Here is a 21,038-nt window from a genome sequence, read left to right as displayed (position 1 = left end):
ATCCACGCCTTCACGGCTCCGTCGAGTGGGATCAGATCCCCGCCCGAACCATGGCCTCGCGTGTCAGCGTTCTGGGCAGTTCCTTCTCCTGATCACCGATGGCCTCCAACCAGCGAGAATAGGTTTCCTCGCTTATCTTCTCTTCTGTGAACACCTCTTGATCGGGTATCGACAATTGGCGCGCCAGCTCGCTGAGTGCGTGCCTGCGCAGGTACTGTTGCTGCGGTGGCAAGTGCGCCGCTTCAACCCAGTCGTGCTGGGCCGCCTGCAAATCGATCAGCAGGTCGCCCTTTGCCTGATGAGCGCGGGTGTTGGCGAGGAGTTCTCCTGGCCAGGTTTCGCGCAAATATTGGCCCCAGAACGGTTGCTCGATCATTTGGTTGACCAGCCCGTCGCCGGCCTCCTGGCCGATGATCCTGTCGTAGGCCTCGGCGATGGTCTCGTCGTCGACACCGGCGACCGGACGAAATTTCATGGCTTCGGACTGCCAGGGCAAATCCAGGCGTTTGGCCAGCCCCGTTTCGTAGGCCAGGTGAACCTCGACCTCATCGGGATCGCCGTTGCGAGCCTTGATGTCGTCTCGGGCGATTTCGCTCACTTGTCTCAGGCGTGCCGCCCCCTTGGCCAGTGTCACCAGTTTGCGCTCCAGCTCGGCGTGACTGGTGGAGAACAATCGGGCTTCGGACGCCAGCACCCGTATGCCCATGTTGTTGAACAACTGGGCACTGGCATCCTCGCAGCCTTCAGGATCGGTCGACATGAGAAACAGGTCTTCGCGCAATCGGGTGTCGATGTCCATGGCGGCAATCATCCGCCAGACCCGGTCGGTCAATTGATCCCGCGCCTTATCACCGGCCAGATAATCGGCGGAGCGGGTCAGGGCCTGCAGCACTTTCAGAAAGCCGTCTGAATCGGGCTCGCTGGCCACCGCATGCCACGCTTCGCCGCGATAGGCGCCGATGCCCGCGCTGTCTTGCGCCAGCGAGGTATCCAGGGAAATGGGCCACTGCTGGAGTAGGTCTTCGGCGGCGGTGGAGTAAGTTTCATGGGCGGATATCCCCACTGACGTCCGGTAGGTCTCGAAGGTTGCACGCGCCGAAGTCGACAACCTTTCTCCATGAAGGCGAGTACGCGCAATCAGCCATGCCTTGTCGGACCCCGGAGCAACCTGGGGCATCTGCGTAATCGGATTTGACCTCAGATCCAGGAAAAAACCCCGTGGCCGGGCTTTCAAGAACAGCCCCACGGGCCAGTCACTGATCTGTGTGTTGACCAGACTCAACACCTTGAGTCTCGGCATCCGTCCGATATCCGGTGGCAGGCCCAGTGGATTGTTGTCCAGGCGCAGGGTTTCCAGGCGTGTCAGATTGCGCAGTTGCTCCACCACCGCAGGCGTCAGGCGGATCTGATTGTTGTTCAGGCGCAGGGTTTCCAGCAGGCGCATCTGACCGACGCCATCGGGCAAGGCATGCAGTCCGCAATTTCGGGCGCTGAACTGCCGCAAATGGCGAAAGTCTTTCAACAAACCGGTTGCATCCGGGGAAAATCTCGATCCATCCACACTCAGGGTGGTGATCTGATCGAGCCAGGGTTTCAAACCGTCCGGCAGTTGTCGCCACCAGCGCTGGAGATCGCGAGACAGGTATCCGCTGGAGAGGTCCAGCGCATAGCCACTTTCCAGGCTGGTGAAGCGCTCGCCGAACAACTCGGACTTTCGCTCGAAACATTCCAGCAGCCGATCGGCGATGTCACGACCGCCCCTGTGCAGATAGTCGAAGTAGGACCTGGGCAGGTTAGTGTCGGGACTGTCGGCGTCCCAGCTGCTCAGAAAACTCTGCCGCCATTGTTCGAGTTTCTGTTTCAGGCTATTCAGTTCGCGCTCAAGGCGTTCGATCCCGGCGTGGGGATCGCCGTTGCGCTGCAGCGACCGGGTGAACGCTGCGACTTGCGCTTCATTGAAATGCGGATAGAGATTCTGCACTTTCTCTTCCACGGTTCGAGCGCCTTTGGACAGCCAGCCACCGCGCAGCAACAATCCGGTTTCCAGCGGTACGACCGGACGGATCGGTGGTCGGGCCAGCAGGGTCCGACGTTCGGCCGGCGGCTCGGTTTTGGCGATCAGCCATTGCCTGAACCGTTCTCCCTGCCCGGGTCGATATCCCAGTGTGTTGCGCAGTTCGGAAGGCAGGGCCAACAGAATGGCTTCGTACAGATTATTGCGTTCAATGTGCGCGCCGTTGCGCACCTCGTAACGGCCGTACTCGTCCCTGATCAATATTCGCTGTTGGGCTGCGTCCGGGGCGCCGGCGCTGCAGCGCAAGGGGCCGTCGTAAGTGCCGGCGCGTACCTCAATGCGCAAATCGGCGAAGGTGTGGGTATGGACTTTCAGGGTGTTGAGCACGAGGCGTTCGGTGTCCAGGCCCAGCAGCGCTGGCTCGTGCAGGCCTTCGACCGCGCGTGCGGCCATCACCTCGAAAGCGCTTTCCCGTGCCTGATCCTTCAGGCGCAGGGGAATTCGATGTTCTTCGAGCATCACGTTCTGTTCGTCGGGGGTTGCCTTTGACAGCAGGATTTCAGCGACCCTGGAAGGCAATGGCGGATACTGCCGTTGCAGCAACTGGATACGCGCATCGCCGTTGTAATCCTTGAGCCGGTACTGGTAGTCGAAAATTTCCGGGAGGCGCCTTTGCGCGGCATCGGCCAGTTGGTTGCGCAAGGCCTGTGCCCGTTCGGCCTTGGGGTAGTTGCCGCCCAGCAAAGATTTCATGTCGGCATCGTCAAGGAAGTCCGCCAACCGTTCCGGCAATCTGCCAGCCATCATGTCCGAGACACTGATGCCGAGCGTCTGAGCATCCGGTGCCTGGGGATTTCCATACTTGCGAAAGCCACCGCTTGTATCGCCGTTCTCAAAGACCTTCAAGGCCTTGTCGGCGGGCCAGCCGGGCAGGTCCGGTGCCATGCGCTCGAACCAGTATGAGGCCGGATCCAGCGGCTGGCCGGTACGAATCCGCTGACTGAGGCTTTTCGCTTCCTCCCAGGTATTGAAGCGCGTCACCGTGTCGGCCAGCAGCGGTGGGGGAGACGTGTTTTCCACATGGATCCTGCGCAAGGCTGCAGGTGGGGTGCCACTGATGGCGCGCAGGTTCTCCTGCTCGGCCTGGGTGTATCCCGCCACGGAATGCCCCAGGCGCTGCATCAGCGTCGGCCCTTCCCAATCTTGTGGGGTTTCCGCTTCGTGAGTCCATGCCCCCTGGCCGTTGTGCCGCAACTGCGGAGAATAGGCCTGCGGCCGAACGGGGTGCTGAACGCGATGATGGCCGCTGTTGCGATCGTATTTCACCTCGTAATGCTTGCCCTCCAGGGGCAGAACGGTCTTTCCGGCATGGTGATGCAAGCCCAGGACATCTGGCCTGGAGGTGTCGGGCGGAGCCAGCGCCGGTTGCTCGTAAGGTGTCAGGTCGGGATTCCAGAGCCGGGTCTTGCCGTCGAACGACTGAACCGGTTTCATGTTCTCGACAAACGGGGAAAGCTTGAGGCGAAATGAACTGCCGATGGCATGGCCGGCACCCAATGCGGCGAACTCAATCACATCGGTCACCACGCCGACCACGTGTTGCGCCGCGTCGGCCCAGTGGGCGTGAGTGAGGTCGACCACGCCTTCAACGACTTCGCTGGTCAGTTGATAAGCGGTATAGGCCAACATCAGTTCGCCCAGTCCCGGAACGAATGGCGTCAGGACCAGTAGCGCGGCATTGAAGATGTCCGAGGCGATCTTCTTGAAATTCTCCCACCAGGCCCAGCGTGCGTTGTTGTCGGCGTCGGCAGTCGACACGGCGATGCTGCGTGCGTCATTGAGGATTTTGTTGAGCCGTTGTCGGTAGAGATAAGTCCACAGAGGCGCTGTGATCGGTGGTGCGCTGAATTGCAGTTGAGGCTTCTCGACCGGCGTTTCCCGCCAGGACGGTCGGGCGTCACCCGGTTCCTTCGCATACCATTTGACGAAGGTCAGGCGCTGTTCGAGTCCGGCGAAAAAATGACCGCGCTGTTCGTGGTCGACAAACTGACTGAAAAACGTCCGGTAGCCGATACCCGAAGACGGCAACGTTCTGTCTGCCCGCAACTGGCGGGTCAACTCGTCCATGAATGCCAGTGTGGAGGCATATTCCTTGAGCGGGTGATCGGGGTCGTGCGGCACGTAGGCAATCATTTTCTGCGAGTGTTGCGCCTGCGCCGGATCGGGGCGGATGATCACGACCCCGGTCAGGGTCAGGTCCATCATGCCCAGATCGCACACGCACATGGCCTGACCATCGAGCGTCAGGTTCTGCCGGCCCAGCAAAAGGTCGCGAATCAGCGCATAGGCGCCGGGGCCAATGTCCTTTTTGATCTGCGCCATGCGGGCGGCAGCCTTCAGTGCGGCTTGCAGGCTTTGCTCGACCCTTGTACGCAAATAGGTTTCGGCAACCGGTTCCGGATTCAGCAGGATTGTGTCGAGATGGGCCCTGTACTGCGCTCCGATGTCCAGTTGCCGGCACAATGCCTGAAACTGACTCACACTCAGGGTCTTGCCAATTGGCGAGATATCGAACAAGTCACGGACAGCGTCGGTTTTTATAATGAATGTTGAGTAGTGTTGATAAGTTTCATCGCGCGCGAAGTTCTGCAACGCAGCGTCAAGCATTGAAACGGTACGGGCTTTGGAACCCTTCGCGATATCAATCGCATACCAGGGTGTTGTTGCTGCAGCGTAAAGCCTTACATAGGTATTCCTGACGTCGACGTCGATATTGAACTGTTCAAGCAACTTCGCTTTCAGCAGCGGTTCGGCAAAGGCGTAAATGTCCTGGAGACGGCCGAGCAGGCGGTCGATGCGATTCTGCGCTCCCCAGGCGCGACGGTTATCGTCGGACAGGCGTTCCAGCCTGGCTGCTGGCGTCGCGATCATCCACGACTCACGGTTTGGCGATGTCTTTGCCAGCGCTCGGGCACGGTGCAACTGCATATCGCTGAATACCGGATCGATCCGCGATTTAATTAAGTCGTAATGTTGCCCTTTATATGTGGATGTTGCAGTCATTGTGCAGGCCTTGAATAAGTAAAGAGTTCTCAGCCTAACGTTCAAAGTCCTGATTAATTAGTTTAAAAGCCTGCTGTCTCGGTGTCGGATTAATACGTTAATGATTGAATATTGAAATGCATAAAACACATAACTACTACCCGGCATCGGCTTCAAATGAAGCGGATGCCACAGTAGGTGTCTGCGGTGCAAGGCACTGTGAATCACTGCCCGGCTGCAAGTACGGCATCAGAATCGGCGCCATGCCCTTGAGCACCTGCACCGGCAGGGCCGAGGTGAACTTGAAGTTCTCCGCCGAGCGCCCCGGCACGAATGCGGTGAGCGTGCCGAAATGGTGGTCGCCGATGTAGAACACGAAGGTCGCCGTACGGTTGATCGACTTGGAGCTCAAAATGCGTCCGCCGGAACCGATGGCTTCGATGCGGTTGTCACCGGTACCGGTCTTGCCGCCCATGGTCAGCGGTGTTCCATCGTTCAGTTTGAAACTGCCGGAAACACGTTTGGCCGTCCCCGAGTCCACCACTTGCGAAAGCGCTTCACGCATCGCCGTGGCGACTTCGGACGGCATCACCCGTTTGCCGACGTGAGGGTCATTGACCAGTTTGGTTTCGTAAGGCGTGCCGGCGGCGAAGTGCAGGCTGTCGATGCGCAAGGTCGGCATGCGAACACCGTCGTTGAGGATGGTGCCGATCAACTCCGCCAGCGCGGCGGGACGATCACCGGAACTGCCGATGGCGGTGGCCAGCGACGGCACCAGGTGATCGAACGGATAGCCGACTTTCTGCCAGCGCTGATGGATGTCGAGGAACGCCTCGATTTCCAGCATGGTGCGGATCCGGCTGTCGCGGGCGCCCTTGTGCTTGCTCTTGAACAGCCAGCTGTAGACTTCCTGACGTTCGAACTGACTGGCCTTGACGATCTGGCTCCAGGTCGCGTCCGGGTGGTTGAGCAGGTAGCCGATCAGCCACAGGTCCAGCGGGTGGACCTTGGCGATGAAGCCCTGATCCGGCAGGTCATAGGTGCCGGGCCCGTAGGCCAGATAGAGCCGTTCCAGGCGTTCGTCGGTGAGTTTTTCGGTAATTTTTACGCCCTTGAGGTGCGAGCGCACAAAGGTGTTGAAGTCTTCCTGACTGGCGTTGGGCAGCAGGTAACGGTGCACGGCGGCCATGCGGATCGGGGTCGGGCGCATGCTGTCGAGGAAGGTATCGAGGCGGGCCTGGGTGTCCTTGTTCCGGTACTTTTTCCAGAACTTGAGCAGGAACGAAGTGCCTTCGCGGTCGGCGAACGAGGCGAGGTATTCCTGACGCCGCGGGTCGCGATCGTCCTTGAGCAGCTCGGCGCTGTTGTTGGGGCCGGAGTAGGTGGTGTAGCGAACCAGATCGCGCATCAGGCGAATGAACGGCAGGTTGATCGACTCGCGCAGAGCATCGCGCAGGGTCGGCATGCGGCCGTTGTCTTCCTTGCGAAAGTTGTGGAACACATGCAGCCCGCCGCCGGTGAAAAACGCCTCGCCGGGGCTGGCGGAATATTTGCGGTCGAGGGCTGCGCCGAGCATCTTCGACAGGTCGTGATCCTTGTTCTGGATCAGGTAATCGATCACCCACCGGGTCAGGCGGTCCTGATCCGGTACGTCCACTTTCTTCAGCTCCGGCACGGTCATGGCGCCGTACTTGTCATGCAGCTCAGAGATGATTTGCAGGTAGGTGGTCAGCACCCGCATCTTGGCGGTGGAGCCCAGTTCCAGCTTGCTGCCCTCGTTGATGTCGAACGGCTGGTCGGTGCTGTCGGTCTGCACCCGCACCCGCGAACCGTCCGGTGTCAGCTCGAACAGGGTGAAGCTGTAGCGCACTTGCGTGGTGCTGGTGGGCGTCAGCAGACGTTCGCCGAGCAGGCCGATTTCGGCGGCGTAGGCGGGGTCGGCGAGTTTTTTCAGGTAGGCGGTGGCCTGGGTTTGCAGCTCGCCTTGCAGGGTGCTGGTGGCCGAGAGGTCGAGGCGGTCGAGATCGTAGAGCGGACGATTGAGCATCGAGGCCAACCGGCTGCGGGCGACGCTGATGCCTTTGTTGGTCTCGATCGGCTGGATGGTCGGCTGGGTCTGCCAGTCGCGGTAAGTGACCTTGCTGGCCAGGGCGGCATCGGCCAGCGCGTTGTCGATCACGCCGTTCTGCTTGAGCAGCCGCAGGTGGCTGTCGGTGAGGTCGGCCAGCTCTTCCCGGCCCTTGGTCAGGTAATGCGAAGGGCGACGCTGGGCGATCATCAGCGAGAGCATTTCGCGCAGGGCCAGGCCCTTGTCGGCCATGGCCTTCGGATCGGTCGCGGTGCTCGCCAGTTTTGCGTTGGCTTCGTTGAAGTCGGCGCCGTACCAGACCCGCAAACCTTCGGCCATACCGTGGACTTCACCATGCCCCGGCACCGCTGACAACGGCACGCTGTTGAGGTAATCACGAATGATGTTGCGCCGTGCCGACAAGGTGTCAGGGCCGGCCTGATAGGCTCGCACGCTGGCGGAAATCATCTGGCGGATTTTCTCGGCGCCGCTCACCGTCCGTCCGTCAGGCGAGTGGCGATACTTTTCCAGTTGCGTGGCCAGGGTGCTGCCGCCGGCCGACTGTCCCGGCAAGTGCAATAACTTGGCGACCTGCGACCACGCGGCCATGCCGAAGCGCGGCCAGTCCACTGCCGGGTTGGCCAGCGGTTGTTGGGGGTCTAGCAGAAAGCGGTTTTCGATGAACAGCAGGCTGTTGACCACCACCGGCGGGATCGACTCGAAACTCGAATACAGCTGCTGTGGATAGTTGTACTGATACAGCGGCGCGGCGCGGCAATCGGTGATCGACAGCCCGGCCTGGATTTTCTCGGAGTAGGGCACGAACAGGCCCTTGTCGGTATAGCCGAGCAGCGCTGGCGAGAAGCGCGTCTGTTCGGTGATCACGTAGTTGCGCTTGAGCAGCCGAGGCAGAAACTCATCCAGCGAGCTGTAACCCAGACGCAGATCGAAAGGCCCGTTGCCCGGATAACGAATGGCTTCGCTGGGCCCCGGTTGCAGTTCATAGGTCAATTTGGCGGCGTACTGGCTGACCTCGCGGGATTGAAAACGCGAGGTGCGCATTTCCTTCATCGCGGCCAGGCCCACCACAATCGCAATGATCACCAGCAACAGCCAGAAAGCCTTCCACCCATGCCGGTTGCGACGGGGTTTCTCAGGGACAGGCGCTTCATCCACACGTTCAGTCGGAACCACTTTTTCACTCGAATCGGTTTGCCACAAAGCGCCCATAGTCGATTGATCCATTCACGCAGATTGATCGGACTTGACTGAAGCTTAGTCGGTGGTTGGCGCGGGTGAAAAAATTGTGAAGCCTGGACCCTGAACAAATCTGCGCGGCGGGCAATCCGGCAGCGACGGGTGTGCAGGTCCTGGAAAAGGGCGGAACAGAGCGGTTCTCGGGTAAATACGACTTGGGTAGGGGCATGACGATGCACCATTGCTGTGCAATACTCGGCGCCCATTTCGGCAGTGAATAATCCGGTTTTTTCAGGAGTGTTTGTCTCGAAATGCCGATTTATAACGATGCTTGTCGCTGAATATGTCGGTTTTTAGAGTGAAATTTCCTGCGGGAAGCTTTTTATACTGCCAGCCCCTCTGATCCTCAGGCCCGAACCTGCAGGACGCGTCCGCCCACGAGGCCGGCGCGGTGTCGGGAAGCCATGGCTTATCGGCCGACGCTTCGACACTCGGTGGTCTATCCAATAACAAGACGAGGAAGTCCCCCATGCCAGTCGGCAATCACCCGCCCCATGGCGAGACCGCTAACGGCGGTCCACTCAAACGCGAACTTGGTGAACGGCACATTCGCCTGATGGCGCTCGGCGCCTGTATCGGTGTCGGTCTGTTTCTCGGTTCGGCCAAGGCCATCGAAATGGCCGGCCCGGCAATCATGCTGTCTTACATCATCGGTGGTCTGGCGATCCTGGTGATCATGCGCGCCCTCGGCGAAATGGCCGTACACAACCCGGTGGCCGGCTCCTTCAGCCGTTACGCACAGGATTACCTCGGCCCGCTGGCGGGTTTTCTGACCGGCTGGAACTACTGGTTCCTGTGGCTGGTGACCTGCGTCGCCGAGATCACGGCGGTGGCGGTGTACATGGGCATCTGGTTTCCCGATGTCCCGCGCTGGATCTGGGCGCTGGCGGCGCTGGTCAGCATGGGCTCGATCAACCTGATCGCGGTGAAGGCCTTCGGTGAGTTCGAGTTCTGGTTCGCCCTGATCAAAATCGTCACCATCATCGCCATGGTGCTGGGCGGCATCGGCATCATCGCCTTCGGTTTCGGCAACGACGGTGTGGCGCTGGGGATTTCCAACCTGTGGGCCCACGGCGGCTTCATGCCCAACGGCGTGACGGGCGTGTTGATGTCGCTGCAGATGGTGATGTTCGCTTATCTGGGTGTGGAAATGATCGGTCTGACCGCCGGTGAAGCGAAGAACCCGCAGAAGACCATCCCCAATGCAATCGGCTCGGTGTTCTGGCGGATCCTGCTGTTCTACGTCGGCGCGCTGTTCGTGATCCTGTCGATCTACCCGTGGAATGAAATCGGCACCCAGGGCAGTCCGTTCGTGATGACCTTCGAGCGTCTGGGCATCAAGACCGCCGCCGGCATCATCAACTTCGTGGTGATTACCGCTGCGCTGTCGTCGTGCAATGGCGGCATCTTCAGCACCGGGCGCATGCTCTACAGCCTGGCGCAGAACGGCCAGGCGCCGGCCGGTTTCGCTCGCACCTCGAGCAACGGCGTGCCGCGTCGGGCGTTGCTGCTGTCGATCTTCGCGCTGTTGCTGGGCGTGCTGCTCAACTATCTGGTTCCGGAAAAAGTCTTCGTCTGGGTGACCTCGATTGCCACCTTCGGCGCAATCTGGACCTGGGTGATGATCCTGCTGGCGCAGTTGAAATTCCGCAAAGGCCTGAGCGCCAGCGAACGGGCCGGCCTGAAGTACAAAATGTGGCTGTTCCCGGTCAGCTCCTATCTGGCGCTGGCGTTCCTGGTGCTGGTGGTGGGGCTGATGGCGTACTTCCCGGATACCCGTGTGGCGCTGTATGTGGGCCCGGCGTTCCTGGTGCTGCTGACGGTGTTGTTCTACGTGTTCAAGCTGCAGCCGAACGATGCGTCACAGGGCGCGGTGCGTTCGGCGTCCTAAAACGTCAGCGCTGAAACCTGAAAGCCCCGGCCGATAGGCCGGGGCTTTTTTGTTGGAGGCACGGTTGAGGCCGCTTGTCTGAAAGCGTTGCAAAAAACGACCTCTGACCTCGTGCCATGTTCCAAGCTTTATAGACGCAGTTTCCCGCGCAGCAGTGCACAGAGGCGCCGGTATGAGGATCAGCGATTTTCTCGTACGAGAACTCGGCCGCCGTCAGGTCGTGCTGTTTTTCCTGCTCGCCACGACGCTGTACATCCTGCCGCTGATCCTCGCCGACTTCCCCTACATCGATGACAACTGGCGCACCCTGGCTGCCGGCAATGTGTGGGCCGGGCAGGGACGCTTGTTCATGGATTGGCTATATAAAGCGCTGACTTTCACGGGCGCTGCGCCGAACATTTTTCCACTGCCGCTGTTACTCGCCACGCTGGCCATGTCACTGGCTCTGACCCGACTGACCTTTCACTATTTTCCAGAGCCGACGCTTGCCTGTTGTCTGGTTCCGTTGCCGCTCTGGTACAACCCGTTCCTGTTGCAGAACCTGTCCTACCAATACGACGGGGCCGGCATGGCCCTGAGTCTGGTCGCGGTGATTTACGCGATCACGTTTGGCGGTACTTCGCGAATACAGCGATGGCTGGTCCCTTCGGTGCTGCTGGCGCTGGCGATCGGGCTGTATCAGATCAGCCTCAATGTGTTTCTTGGACTGTGTTGTGTGGAGTTGCTCAGGCATGTTCACGCGCGAGTGCCATGGGATGAGCTCTGGCGCCAATCAGGCTGGCGGCTGGCGCAACTGGTGCTGGGCGTGTCGATCTACGCGGTCACGGCCTATCCGTTCACGGATTCCACACGCACCGAATTGCTCAACCTCAGTGCTGATCCACTGCTGCAGATCAGCATCAATTTTGGCCGGGTCATGGAGAAGGTGGCGCTGCTGTTTCACAGTGGCTACACAGCAGTGTTCGTCGTATTACTTCTGTGCGCATTGTTCGGTGGTGTACGGATGGGACGGCAAATTCGCCTGCGCCAGGAACCACCCGCAAAGGGCCTGCTCCTGAGCGTTGGCTGCCTTCTGACTTTGCCGCTGATTGTGTTGCTGGTGCCGGGGATGACGCTGTTGTTTCGCGATTTCAACGAAGGTGCCCGAACTCTGATGGGGTTTGGCGTACTGCTGATGATGCTGTTCTATCTGGCCTGTATCGGATTGAAGTCGCTGCACTCGCGGCTGCCCCTGTTGTTGGCAATTCCGCTTCTGGCCACGCTGTCGCTGTCCTTCGCGTACGGGCGGGTGCTGACGATGGAAAAAACCTTCGCCAGCAGTGCTCTCAACAGCCTGAGCCACGACATTTCATCCCATCGCGAACTGCGCGAAGCCAAACGGATTTATATCTCGGTGACGTACTCCGACCGCTGGCTGGCGGGGGCGGTGGGTACGTTCAAACAGTTGCCGGTGCTGCAATATCTGCTGAACATCGATTACTTCATGCTCGCCGAAAATCTGCCTTCGGCCGGCATCACCAACGTGGTCGCCGAGCGGGAGCGGCGCAACGCGACCCGCGTCGGTCTGATGGGCTATCCACCCTTAGTGGACAGCCTCTATTACCGGCTTTACCTGATTGGCGACTACGGCTTCATCGTGATGAAGGAGCCGCCCCACGGCCGCTTGCTGCAATGGTGACCGTTCAGAGTCTAGGCCGCCGCGATTTCCTGCGGCTCAAAACTGTCCGCCCGCGCCATCTGCCACATCCGCGAATAGAACTCGCCGTTCACTTCCCCGGTGAGCAATTCCCCAGGTTTCAAAAACACATGCAGTTGCGAGAACAGTTTGATTTCAGTCGCCGACATGCGCCGTACCAAGTGCTTGGCCGACAGTTGCGACGGATGATCGAGGCCGGCGGCGGCGAGCATTTCCGCCAGCGCCTTCAACGTGTTGCGATGGAAGTTGTAGACCCGCTGGGCCTTGTCCGGCACCACCAGCGCGCGCTGGCGGAGGTTGTCCTGGGTGGCGACGCCGGTCGGGCATTTGTTGGTGTGGCAGCTTTGCGACTGGATGCAGCCGATGGCGAACATGAAACCGCGCGCCGAGTTGGCCCAGTCGGCGCCGATGGCCAGCACGCTGGCGATGTCGAAGGCACTGACGATCTTGCCGCTGGCGCCGAGCTTGATCTTGTCCCGCAGGTTCAGGCCGACCAGCGTGTTGTGTACGAACAGCAGACCTTCGCGCATCGGTACGCCGATGTGGTCGGTGAATTCCACCGGCGCGGCGCCGGTGCCGCCTTCCTTGCCGTCGACCACGATGAAGTCCGGCAGGATCCCGGTTTCGAGCATGGCTTTGGCGATGCCCATGAACTCCCATGGATGACCGAGGCAGAACTTGAAGCCCACCGGTTTGCCGCCAGACAGTTCACGCAGTTGCTGGATGAAATGCATCATCTCGATCGGCGTGGAGAACGCGCTGTGGCGGGACGGTGAAATGCAGTCTTCGCCCATCAGGATGCCGCGGGTGTCGGCGATTTCCTGGGTCACCTTGTGCTTGGGCAGAATCCCGCCGTGGCCGGGTTTGGCGCCCTGGCTCATCTTGATTTCGATCATCCGCACTTGTGGGGTCTGTGCCTGGGCGGCGAAGCGTTCCGGGTCGAAGCGGCCGTCGCTGGTGCGGCAACCGAAATAGCCGCTGCCCAGCTCCCAAGTCAGGTCGCCGCCGTGTTCGCGGTGATACGGGCTGATGCTGCCTTCGCCGGTGTCGTGGGCGAAGTTGCCGAGTTTCGCACCCTGGTTCAGCGCACGGATCGCGTTGGCACTGAGGGAGCCAAAACTCATGGCCGAGATGTTGAACACCGACGCCGAATACGGCTGGGTACACTGCGGGCCACCGACGGTAACGCGAAAGCTGCTCGGGTCGCTCAACGGCGCCGGGCGCATCGAGTGGCCGATGAATTCGAAACCGGATTGGTAGACGTCGATCAAGGTGCCGAACGGTTTGTCGGCGCTTTCATTCTTGGCTCGCGAGTACACCAGCGAACGCTGGGCGCGGGAGAAGGGCAGGGCGTCGCTGTCGGATTCCAGCAGGTACTGGCGGATCTCCGGGCGGATGCCTTCGACCAGGTAACGGATGTTGCCCAGGATCGGGTAGTTGCGGCGCACCGCGTGGGGGCTTTGCATCAGGTCGAACAGACCCAGCAGGCTCAACACGCCGGTAACGGCAGTGATCGGCCACAGCCAGTCGTGTTCGAGAAAGGGCAGGCTGGCGAGGGTGAAAATCACGCAGACGGCAAAGAAGGCGTAGCGGCTCAGAAGTGACAGGCTCATACGGTTTCCTTGGTTCGGACGGTTTTTTGCGGCAGTCAGGCGTTCTGCGCCTGCAGAAAGATCGAAAACAGCTCCGACTGGGATTTGATCCCCAGCTTGCTGTACATGTGTTTCTTATGGACTTTCACGGTTTCAACAGAGATTTCCAGCTTACGGGCGATTTCTTTACTGGAGCAACCGCTGAGCATCAAACGCCCGACATCCAGTTCCCGGGCGGTCAGTTGCGCGCCCTTGAGTTGCTGCACCGACGCTTCGAGCTGCACCCGCCAGTCCGGTTGCGCAGGCGCCGGTGCCAATGCCAGGGTTTCATTGATTTCGTAGGGCAGGCGCTGGCGCAACAGGCCGAGCACCCACGGCTGGATCAGCGACAGCAAGGCAATCTGCTCGCCGCTGAAGCGCTGCTGGCTGCCCAGTGACAGGCACAGCGTGCGGTCGCCTTCGAGCTGGCAATTGAACTGGATTTCGTCGGCCACCACATTCAGACGAAAGTATCGCTGGTAATACTCGGTCAATTCGAAGTGCTCCGGTGCGACCTCCGAAAGGCGATACAACCCGGTGCGCGATTGCTCGCGGCAGGCGATGTAGAACGGGTCGAGCAGGTACAACCCGCGCAGGTAATCCTGGAACAACTGGTCGGGACTGCCGTCGGCGCCGGGGCATTCGGCGAACACCTGCGGATGGCGGTCGGCGCTGAACAGCAGCGCCACCCAGCTATCGAACGTGACGTACTGGTCGAGCAGGCGCACCAGTTGCGCCCAGAAATTCGGCTTGTCGAGGGCGTCGATCAACTGCCCGACGGCGCGGTGCCAGGTGATGTCGTCAAACGAAACAGTCATGCCTCTACCCCTATCGGGTTACCCCGGCCGCGTAATTCCCTGGCCGGTCGAATGCGAAGCATACTGGCCCACAGACAGTCGCCGGGCAATCTTTCGGCACCCGGCGCTCATAACAAGGACTCCCCATGAAAGTCGAACTCGCCCAACTGGCGGGCCGTGACAAAGACACGGCGTACAACCTCGAACGCGCACTCGCGGCGATTGCGGCCTGCGCCGCCGACACGCAACTGATCGTGTTCCCCGAGACTCACCTGATGGGCTTCCCGACTGCCGACACTGTGGCGCAGATCGCCGAGCCGCTGGACGGCCCGACCGTCAGCGCCGTGCAGGCTGCCGCCCGTGAACGCAACCTCGCCGTGGTGATCGGCATGGCCGAGAACGACAACGGCCGCTTCTACAACACCACGCTGCTGATTACTCCGGAAGGCATCGCCCTGAAATACCGCAAGACCCACCTCTGGGCGTCGGACCGCGGCGTGTTCGAGGCCGGCGACCGTTACGCCACGTGCCTGTGGAACGGTGTTCGGGTCGGTTTGCTGATCTGCTACGACATCGAGTTTCCGGAATCGGCCCGGGCCCTGGCGCAACTGGGCGCCGAATTGCTGATCGTGACCAACGGCAACATGGACCCGTACGGCCCGACCCACCGCACCGCGATCATGGCCCGGGCTCAGGAAAACCAGGCGTTTGCGCTGATGGTCAACCGTGTGGAAACCGGGGATGACGGGTTGATGTTTGCCGGCGGCAGTGCGCTGGTGGATCCGCTGGGCACGCTGCTGTTCGAGGCCGGGCGTGAGGAGGGGCGGTTCAGTGTGGAGCTGGATTTCGCTCAGCTGGAGCTGGCGCGCAAGGATTACCGGTATCTGGATGATCAGCGGTTGAGGTTGCCGGGGGAGGTGGTTGAACACGCTTCTGGTCTGCGGGAGTTCCTGATCCCTTCGCGATGATCCGACGTCTTTGTCGATCGGGTCGACGCCATCGCGAGCAGGCTCGCTCCCACAGGGGGACGCGGTCACTGTGGGAGCGAGCCTGCTCGCGATGGGGCCCTGACAGACAACACATCTGTTTGACTCAAGAACAACAACGCAACACACGAAACATTCGCCGAACTCGGCCTCTGCCATAAATCCAATAAAATCCGGAGTAAGTCGCCCATGGCTCGTTTGCAACGCACCCTTTCGCTGGGGTCGGTGGTGCTGTTCGGCATCGCCTACATGACGCCGATCATTGTCCTCGGCACGTTCGGCATCCTCGCCCAGTCCACCGCCGGCATGGTGCCGGCGGCGTATCTGGCGGCGCTGGTGGCGATGTTTTTCACCGCCATGAGCTACGGGCGCATGGCCGCCGCGTTCCCGGTGGCCGGCTCGGCTTACAGCTATGTGCGCAAGTCCATCAGCCCGAAACTCGGCTTCATCGCCGGTTGGGCGGTGCTGCTCGATTATCTGTTTCTGCCGATGGCGATCTGGCTGATCGGCGCCGCGTACCTCGCTTCGGCCTTCCCCTCGATCCCGCAGTGGATCTGGGTGCTGGCGTTCATTGGCATCACCAGCGCCATCAACGTCATCGGCCTGAAGCTCGCCAACGGCATCAACGCCTTGCTGATGCTGGTGCAATTTCTGGTGCTGGTCGCCTTTGTCGCGCTGTGCGTGCACTACGTCGGTGGCGATGCCAGCACGCCGCTGTGGTCGATCAAACCGTTCTTCAATGGCGACATGCAGATGCCGCTGATCATGAGCGGGGCCGCCATCGCCTGCTACTCGTTCCTCGGTTTCGACGCTGTCAGCACCCTCACCGAAGAAACCCGTGATCCACGCCGCACCATCCCTCGGGCAATCATGTTGATCACCCTGATCGGAGGGCTGATTTTCGTCGGTGTATCGTACTTCGTGCAGATCGCCCACCCGTCGTTCCAGTTCGACAGCGTCGACTCGGCGGCCTACGAGATTGCGCGCAACATCGGTGGCGACCTGTTCGTGTCGATCTTCCTCATCGGCCTGATCGTCGGTCAGTTCGCCTCGGGACTGTCCGCCCAGGCCAGCGGTTCGCGACTGTTGTTCGCAATGGGGCGTGACGGTGTGTTGCCCAAGTCGTTTTTCGGCACCTTGCACGAGCGCTTCGGCACGCCGGTCAACAGCATCCTGCTTTGCGCCGTGGTGGCCTTGCTCGCATTGAAACTCGATGTGACCACCTCGACCTCGTTCATCAACTTCGGTGCTTTCCTGGCGTTCAGCCTGGTCAACCTGTCAGTGATCTTCCATTACTGGATTGGCGGCGAGAAGAAAGGCCCGCGCGAGCTGCTTCTGTTTCTGGTCTTCCCGTTCATCGGCCTGGTCGCGGACTTGTGGCTGATGGTGAGCCTCGATCACCTGGCGGTGTATCTGGGCCTGAGCTGGCTGGCGATTGGTGTGGTGTATCTGGCGGTGCTGACCGGCGGTTTCCGACGCCAGCCACCGGAGATGGATTTCCAGGAGGCGACCTGACCTCAGGCCGCAGGCCGGGTCTGGCGCAACGGCAATTGCACGCGAAACGTCGTGCCGGCGCCCAGGGTGCTGCTGACTGAAATGTCCCCGCCGTGCTTTTTCACGATGCCGTAGGACAGGGACAGACCCAGGCCTGTCCCTTGGCCTACCGGTTTGGTGGTGAAGAACGGATCGAAGATTTTCTGCAGGGTCTCGGGGGCGATGCCCGAACCGGTGTCGGCCACTTCGATGATTGCCGTTTCGCCCTGCACCCCGGTGCGCAGGGTGATGGTGCCGCGCTCCGGACCCATGGCCTGCGCCGCGTTGACCACCAGGTTCATGATCACCTGATTGATTTGCGAGGGCAGGCATTCGATGTCCGGCAGATCCTGGTATTCCTTGATCACATCGGCCTTGTACTTGAGCTCGCCGGCAACGATGTTCAGAGTCGATTCGATGCCCTGTTGCAGATTGGCCCACTGCCATTCCTGATGGCTGTCGACCCGGGAGAAATCCTTGAGATCCCGGACGATCTGTCCGACGCGGCCGATGCCTTCCTTGGATTCCCGGATCAGCGTCGGGATGTCTTCCAGCAGATAGTCCAGTTCCAGGTGCTCGCGCAATTGCTGCAACTGCGCGGCGGCTTCGGCGGGCAATTCCTGCCCGGCGCTGTGATAGGCGCCGAGCATGGCCAGCAGTTGCTGGAAGTAACCGTCGAGGGTGCCGAGGTTGGAGGAAACGAAGCCGATCGGGTTGTTGATTTCGTGAGCGACCCCGGCGGCCAGTTGCCCCAGCGAGGCGAGCTTTTCCGACTGCACCAGCTGGCCTTCCAGTTGCTTGCGTTCATCGATCTCCCGCTGCAAGGCTTCGCTGGCCTGCTTGAACTGAGCGGTGCGCTGGTCCACCAGGTGTTCCAGGTGATGCATTTGCAGCGAGGCGCGTTCGGTCATCTGCCATTTGGTCAGCAGGGTGTTGGCCATCTGCTGGACTTCGATGTTGTCGAAGGGCTTTTTCAGGATCAGCAGCCGGTCATGGGCGTGCAGGCGATCCAGCAGTTCGTCCCAGGAATAGTCGGAATAGGCGGTGCAGACCACCACCTGCAGTTGTGGATCCTGCAGCCACAATTGCTCGATGGTCTTTGCTCCGTCCCAGCCATCGGGCATGCGCATGTCGACAAAGGCCAGGGCGTACGGGCATTGCTCCTGCAAGGCCAGGTTGAGTTTGGCCAAACCTTCTTCGCCGCCATAGGCCGAGTCCAGTTCGAACATCGCCCGTCGGGGCTTGGCAGGGGCACCGAACAGGGCGGCTTCCATCTCGTCCAGTTCCGCCGACTGCGCCCGGTTCGGGGTGAGGATCTTGCGAAAGTCTTCATGGATCGACGGCATGTCGTCGATCAGCAGGATGCGGCGGTTTGACAGTTCGCTCATGCGTTCTCCGTTACCGTGATCAGCGGGATCTGCAAAGTGAACAGGGCGCCCTGGCCAGGCCCGTCGCTGTGGGCGGTGAGATGGCCGTTCATCTCGATGGCCGCCAGGGCGCAGCTGTGCAGACCGAAGCCGTGGCCGTCCTTGCGGGTGGTGAAGCCGTGGGCAAAGATCCGCGTCATGTTCTCCGGTGCTATGCCCTCGCCATCGTCCCTGACGCTGATCTCCAGAAAGCCGTCATCGACGATCTTCACCCCCAGGGTCATGGTCCGCGGGCGGTTGCTGAGATCGGACATCGCGTACTTGGCGTTGCTGATCAGGTTGATCAGGATCAGCAGCAGACGGTGCTTGTCGCCCATCACCTGGGGCACGTCGCCGTATTCCTTGACCACCGTGACGTGATGTCGGGTGAGCGCCCCGGCATTCATGCGCAGGGCGTCTTCGAGCAGTTCGTTGATGTACAGCGGCTCGGTCATGCTGTTGGCCCCGGCATAGGATTGCTGGGTGGCGACGATGTCCTTGATGTGATCGACGCTCTTGTTCATCTGGGTCAGTTCGTCGGCCATTTCCTGCTGTTCCTGGGCGATGGCGCCCACCAGTTGGTTGAGGTAGCCGGGCAGCAGCTTGCCCTTGGCGTCCTCGGTCAGAAACGACCCGAGGTCGTCGGGGTGTTCGTTGATCAGCTGCATCGCCTTGCCGAGTCCCAAGGCCTTGCTGCTGCGCAGTTTCCGCGAGATCAGGTCGGAGGAAATGTTCACGCTGTTGAGCACGTTGCCGACGTTGTGCAACACGTTGGTGGCGATTTCCGCCATGCCGGCCTGGCGTGCGGCGTCGAGCAGTTCGCTCTGCACGTTCTTCAGTTCGCGGGTCCGTTCGTCGACCCGTTGTTCGAGCACATCGTTGGCCGTTTGCAGGGCCGCGTTGACCCGGTTGATCTCGGCAAAACTGCGGATCAGGCGGATGGCCAGCCACAGCAGCGACAACATCAGCAGGACAGAAAACAGCAGCAGGTAGAAATGGTATTTCTGGTCGGTTCGTTCGGCCTGTTGCTGATCCAGGTCGAGCATGTTGGTGATGGTGTCCAGACGCTCGTCCACGGGAATTGCCTCGATCTGATCGAGCAGGCGGTTGACGATCGGTTGCTCGCGCAGGATCAGGGCGATGTGATTGCTGAGGATCCTGATCGGGGTTTGAAAAACCGCCGGCAGACGTTGTGCGTTCACCGCCAGTTTGTTCAGGCCCACCTCGATGTCGGAGGCCTTGTCGGCGGAGGCGACCTGGGCAAATTCCAGTGCACTGAGCAACAGGTCATAGGTGTCGGTGACGATGTTCTGCAATTGAATCTTGTCGAGGTCGGACAGATTGGCCAGTTGTGCCTGAATGTCATCCTCGGCACTGGGCAGAAAAGCCAGGGAGTTGCGCAACAGCGCGTTGTGCGACTTGAACTGTTCCACCAGGCGGGCTTTTTCCTGCCAGGCGTCCAGGTAGCGTTCGTGGGCATCAGCCCATTGCGTGGATTCGTCCCGTCCATGCCCGGATTCCATGGATTCGAAACGTGCCCACAGGCGATTCATCTCGTTCATCGGCGAGATCAGCGGGTCGTAATTGTGGGTGATCGCCACCCGGGCCTTGAGGACTTCACTTTCCCACTGCGAATCCTGTTGCTTGATCTGACGGATCAGGTCCCGGGATTCGGTGTAGGTGGTGGTCTGCTCGGAACTGGACTTGAGGTACAGAAACACCAGGATCGAGGCCAGCAATACGGCGAGGAGGCTGAGCAACAGCAGGCTGCGCCGCCCCGAGACGGTTTTCATCATGGCTGACCCTCCCAGTGTCCGGTCAGGGTCTTGAGAAACTCAATGATCAGTGCCTTGTCTTGCTCGCTCGGCATGCGGCCCAACTGATACTGGAACATCACGTCCACGGCCCGTTCGAGGGTGGGCGCCGAACCGTCGTGGAAATACGGCGCGGTCAGTGCGACGTTGCGCAGGCTCGGCACCTTGAACACGGCCCGATCGTTTTCGTCACCAGTGACGTTGAACCGGCCCTGGTCGGCCACCGTCGGGTTGCCACGATCGGCGATGTAGTCACCGAACACCCCGAACTTCTGGTACATGTTGCCGCCTATGTTCACGCCCTGATGGCAGGCAATGCAGCCGTAGTCCTTGAAGCGCTGATAACCGTATTTCTCATCGAGGGTCAGGATGTCGGTGTTGCCCAGCAGGTACTGATCGAAGCGTGAGCCGGGTGTCAGCAGTGTGCGTTCGTAGCTCGTCAGGGCGTTCTGGATGTTGGCTTTCGTCACGGCATCCGGGTAGGCGGTGCTGAAAGACTGGCGATAGCCGGGGTCGTCGGCGATCCGTTGCACGACGGTGTTCCAGTCATTGCCCATTTCGTGGGGGCTGGTGATGACGACGTTGCTTTGCTCCTCCAGCGTCTCCACGCGACCGTCCCAGAACTGGCGGAAATTGAGGCTGGCGTTGAGCACGGTCGGGGTGTTGACCGCCACCGGTTGTCCATCGAAGCCCAGGGAAAGGGCCCGGCTGTCAGCGCCGTTCTTGTCCAGTTGATGACAACTGGCGCAGGACAGGCTGTTGTTCACCGACAGCCGTGGATCCTGGAAAAGCCGGCGACCCAGTTCGACGCGCTTCGGGTCCTGTTTCGCAATGTCAGGCAGCGGCTTCAGTGGCTCGTCCAGGGGCGCGGCTACGATATTGACGCCGGGAGCGAAAAGCATC

11 protein-coding genes are annotated in these 21,038 nt (G+C 60.6%); 4 read left to right on the top strand and 7 right to left on the bottom strand.

Annotated features, from left to right (window positions below):
• Positions 1 to 31: 31 nt before the first annotated feature.
• Both C6Y56_RS22855 and C6Y56_RS22850 read right to left on the bottom strand, forming a co-directional pair.
• The gene (locus C6Y56_RS22855; RefSeq protein ID WP_249314333.1) at positions 32 to 4,945 is read right to left on the bottom strand and encodes an NEL-type E3 ubiquitin ligase domain-containing protein; all 4,914 of its coding nucleotides are present in this window, start codon (positions 4,943 to 4,945) and stop codon (positions 32 to 34) included.
• A gap of 268 nt (positions 4,946 to 5,213) precedes the next feature.
• Positions 5,214 to 8,354, bottom strand: coding sequence for a transglycosylase domain-containing protein (locus C6Y56_RS22850; protein ID WP_169431748.1), 3,141 nt, complete (start codon positions 8,352 to 8,354; stop codon positions 5,214 to 5,216).
• Positions 8,355 to 8,850: 496 nt separating this feature from the next.
• Between C6Y56_RS22850 and C6Y56_RS22845 the strand changes: the two genes are divergently transcribed.
• Both C6Y56_RS22845 and C6Y56_RS22840 read left to right on the top strand, forming a co-directional pair.
• Positions 8,851 to 10,272 carry an amino acid permease gene (locus C6Y56_RS22845; RefSeq protein WP_169431747.1) on the top strand — a complete coding sequence of 474 codons (1,422 nt, stop codon included), beginning with the start codon at positions 8,851 to 8,853 and terminating at the stop codon, positions 10,270 to 10,272.
• A gap of 172 nt (positions 10,273 to 10,444) precedes the next feature.
• Positions 10,445 to 11,950, top strand: coding sequence for a glucosyltransferase domain-containing protein (locus C6Y56_RS22840; RefSeq protein WP_169431746.1), 1,506 nt, complete (start codon positions 10,445 to 10,447; stop codon positions 11,948 to 11,950).
• A gap of 11 nt (positions 11,951 to 11,961) precedes the next feature.
• Here the strand turns inward: C6Y56_RS22840 and C6Y56_RS22835 are convergent, their stop codons facing one another.
• Entirely contained in the window at positions 11,962 to 13,581 is a 1,620-nt protein-coding gene (locus C6Y56_RS22835) for an FMN-binding glutamate synthase family protein (RefSeq protein WP_169431745.1), read from the bottom strand.
• A 35-nt stretch (positions 13,582 to 13,616) separates the two neighbouring features.
• Complete coding sequence (locus C6Y56_RS22830; protein ID WP_169431744.1) at positions 13,617 to 14,417, bottom strand: helix-turn-helix transcriptional regulator; 801 nt, start codon at positions 14,415 to 14,417, stop codon at positions 13,617 to 13,619.
• A gap of 125 nt (positions 14,418 to 14,542) precedes the next feature.
• Between C6Y56_RS22830 and C6Y56_RS22825 the strand changes: the two genes are divergently transcribed.
• A complete protein-coding gene (locus C6Y56_RS22825; protein ID WP_169431743.1) occupies positions 14,543 to 15,364 on the top strand; it encodes a carbon-nitrogen hydrolase family protein in 822 nt (273 codons plus the stop codon).
• Between the two features lie 207 nt (positions 15,365 to 15,571).
• On the top strand, positions 15,572 to 16,897 hold the full coding sequence (locus C6Y56_RS22820; RefSeq protein ID WP_169431742.1) for an APC family permease: 1,326 nt from the start codon (positions 15,572 to 15,574) through the stop codon (positions 16,895 to 16,897).
• A 2-nt stretch (positions 16,898 to 16,899) separates the two neighbouring features.
• Here C6Y56_RS22820 and C6Y56_RS22815 read toward each other — a convergent pair whose 3' ends face one another.
• The 3 genes from C6Y56_RS22815 to C6Y56_RS22805 are packed head-to-tail and all read right to left on the bottom strand — an operon-like array spanning position 16,900 to position 21,037.
• Positions 16,900 to 18,303: an ATP-binding protein gene (locus C6Y56_RS22815; RefSeq protein ID WP_169431741.1), complete on the bottom strand. Its 1,404-nt coding sequence runs from the start codon at positions 18,301 to 18,303 to the stop codon at positions 16,900 to 16,902.
• Positions 18,300 to 20,114 (bottom strand): DAHL domain-containing protein, encoded by a 1,815-nt coding sequence (locus tag C6Y56_RS22810; RefSeq protein ID WP_169432694.1) that lies wholly within the window; start codon positions 20,112 to 20,114, stop codon positions 18,300 to 18,302. Before C6Y56_RS22810 ends, C6Y56_RS22815 begins: the two co-directional genes overlap by 4 nt.
• A complete protein-coding gene (locus C6Y56_RS22805) occupies positions 20,114 to 21,037 on the bottom strand; it encodes a cytochrome-c peroxidase (protein WP_243433390.1) in 924 nt (307 codons plus the stop codon). The genes C6Y56_RS22810 and C6Y56_RS22805 overlap by 1 nt, the downstream gene beginning before the upstream one ends.
• Position 21,038: the final 1 nt, after the last annotated feature.

It is taken from the genome of Pseudomonas fluorescens (assembly GCF_012974785.1).
GTDB lineage: Bacteria > Pseudomonadota > Gammaproteobacteria > Pseudomonadales > Pseudomonadaceae > Aquipseudomonas > Aquipseudomonas fluorescens_BT.
Note: the sequence above shows the minus strand (reverse complement) of the source record. Positions and strands in the feature narration are given on the sequence as shown.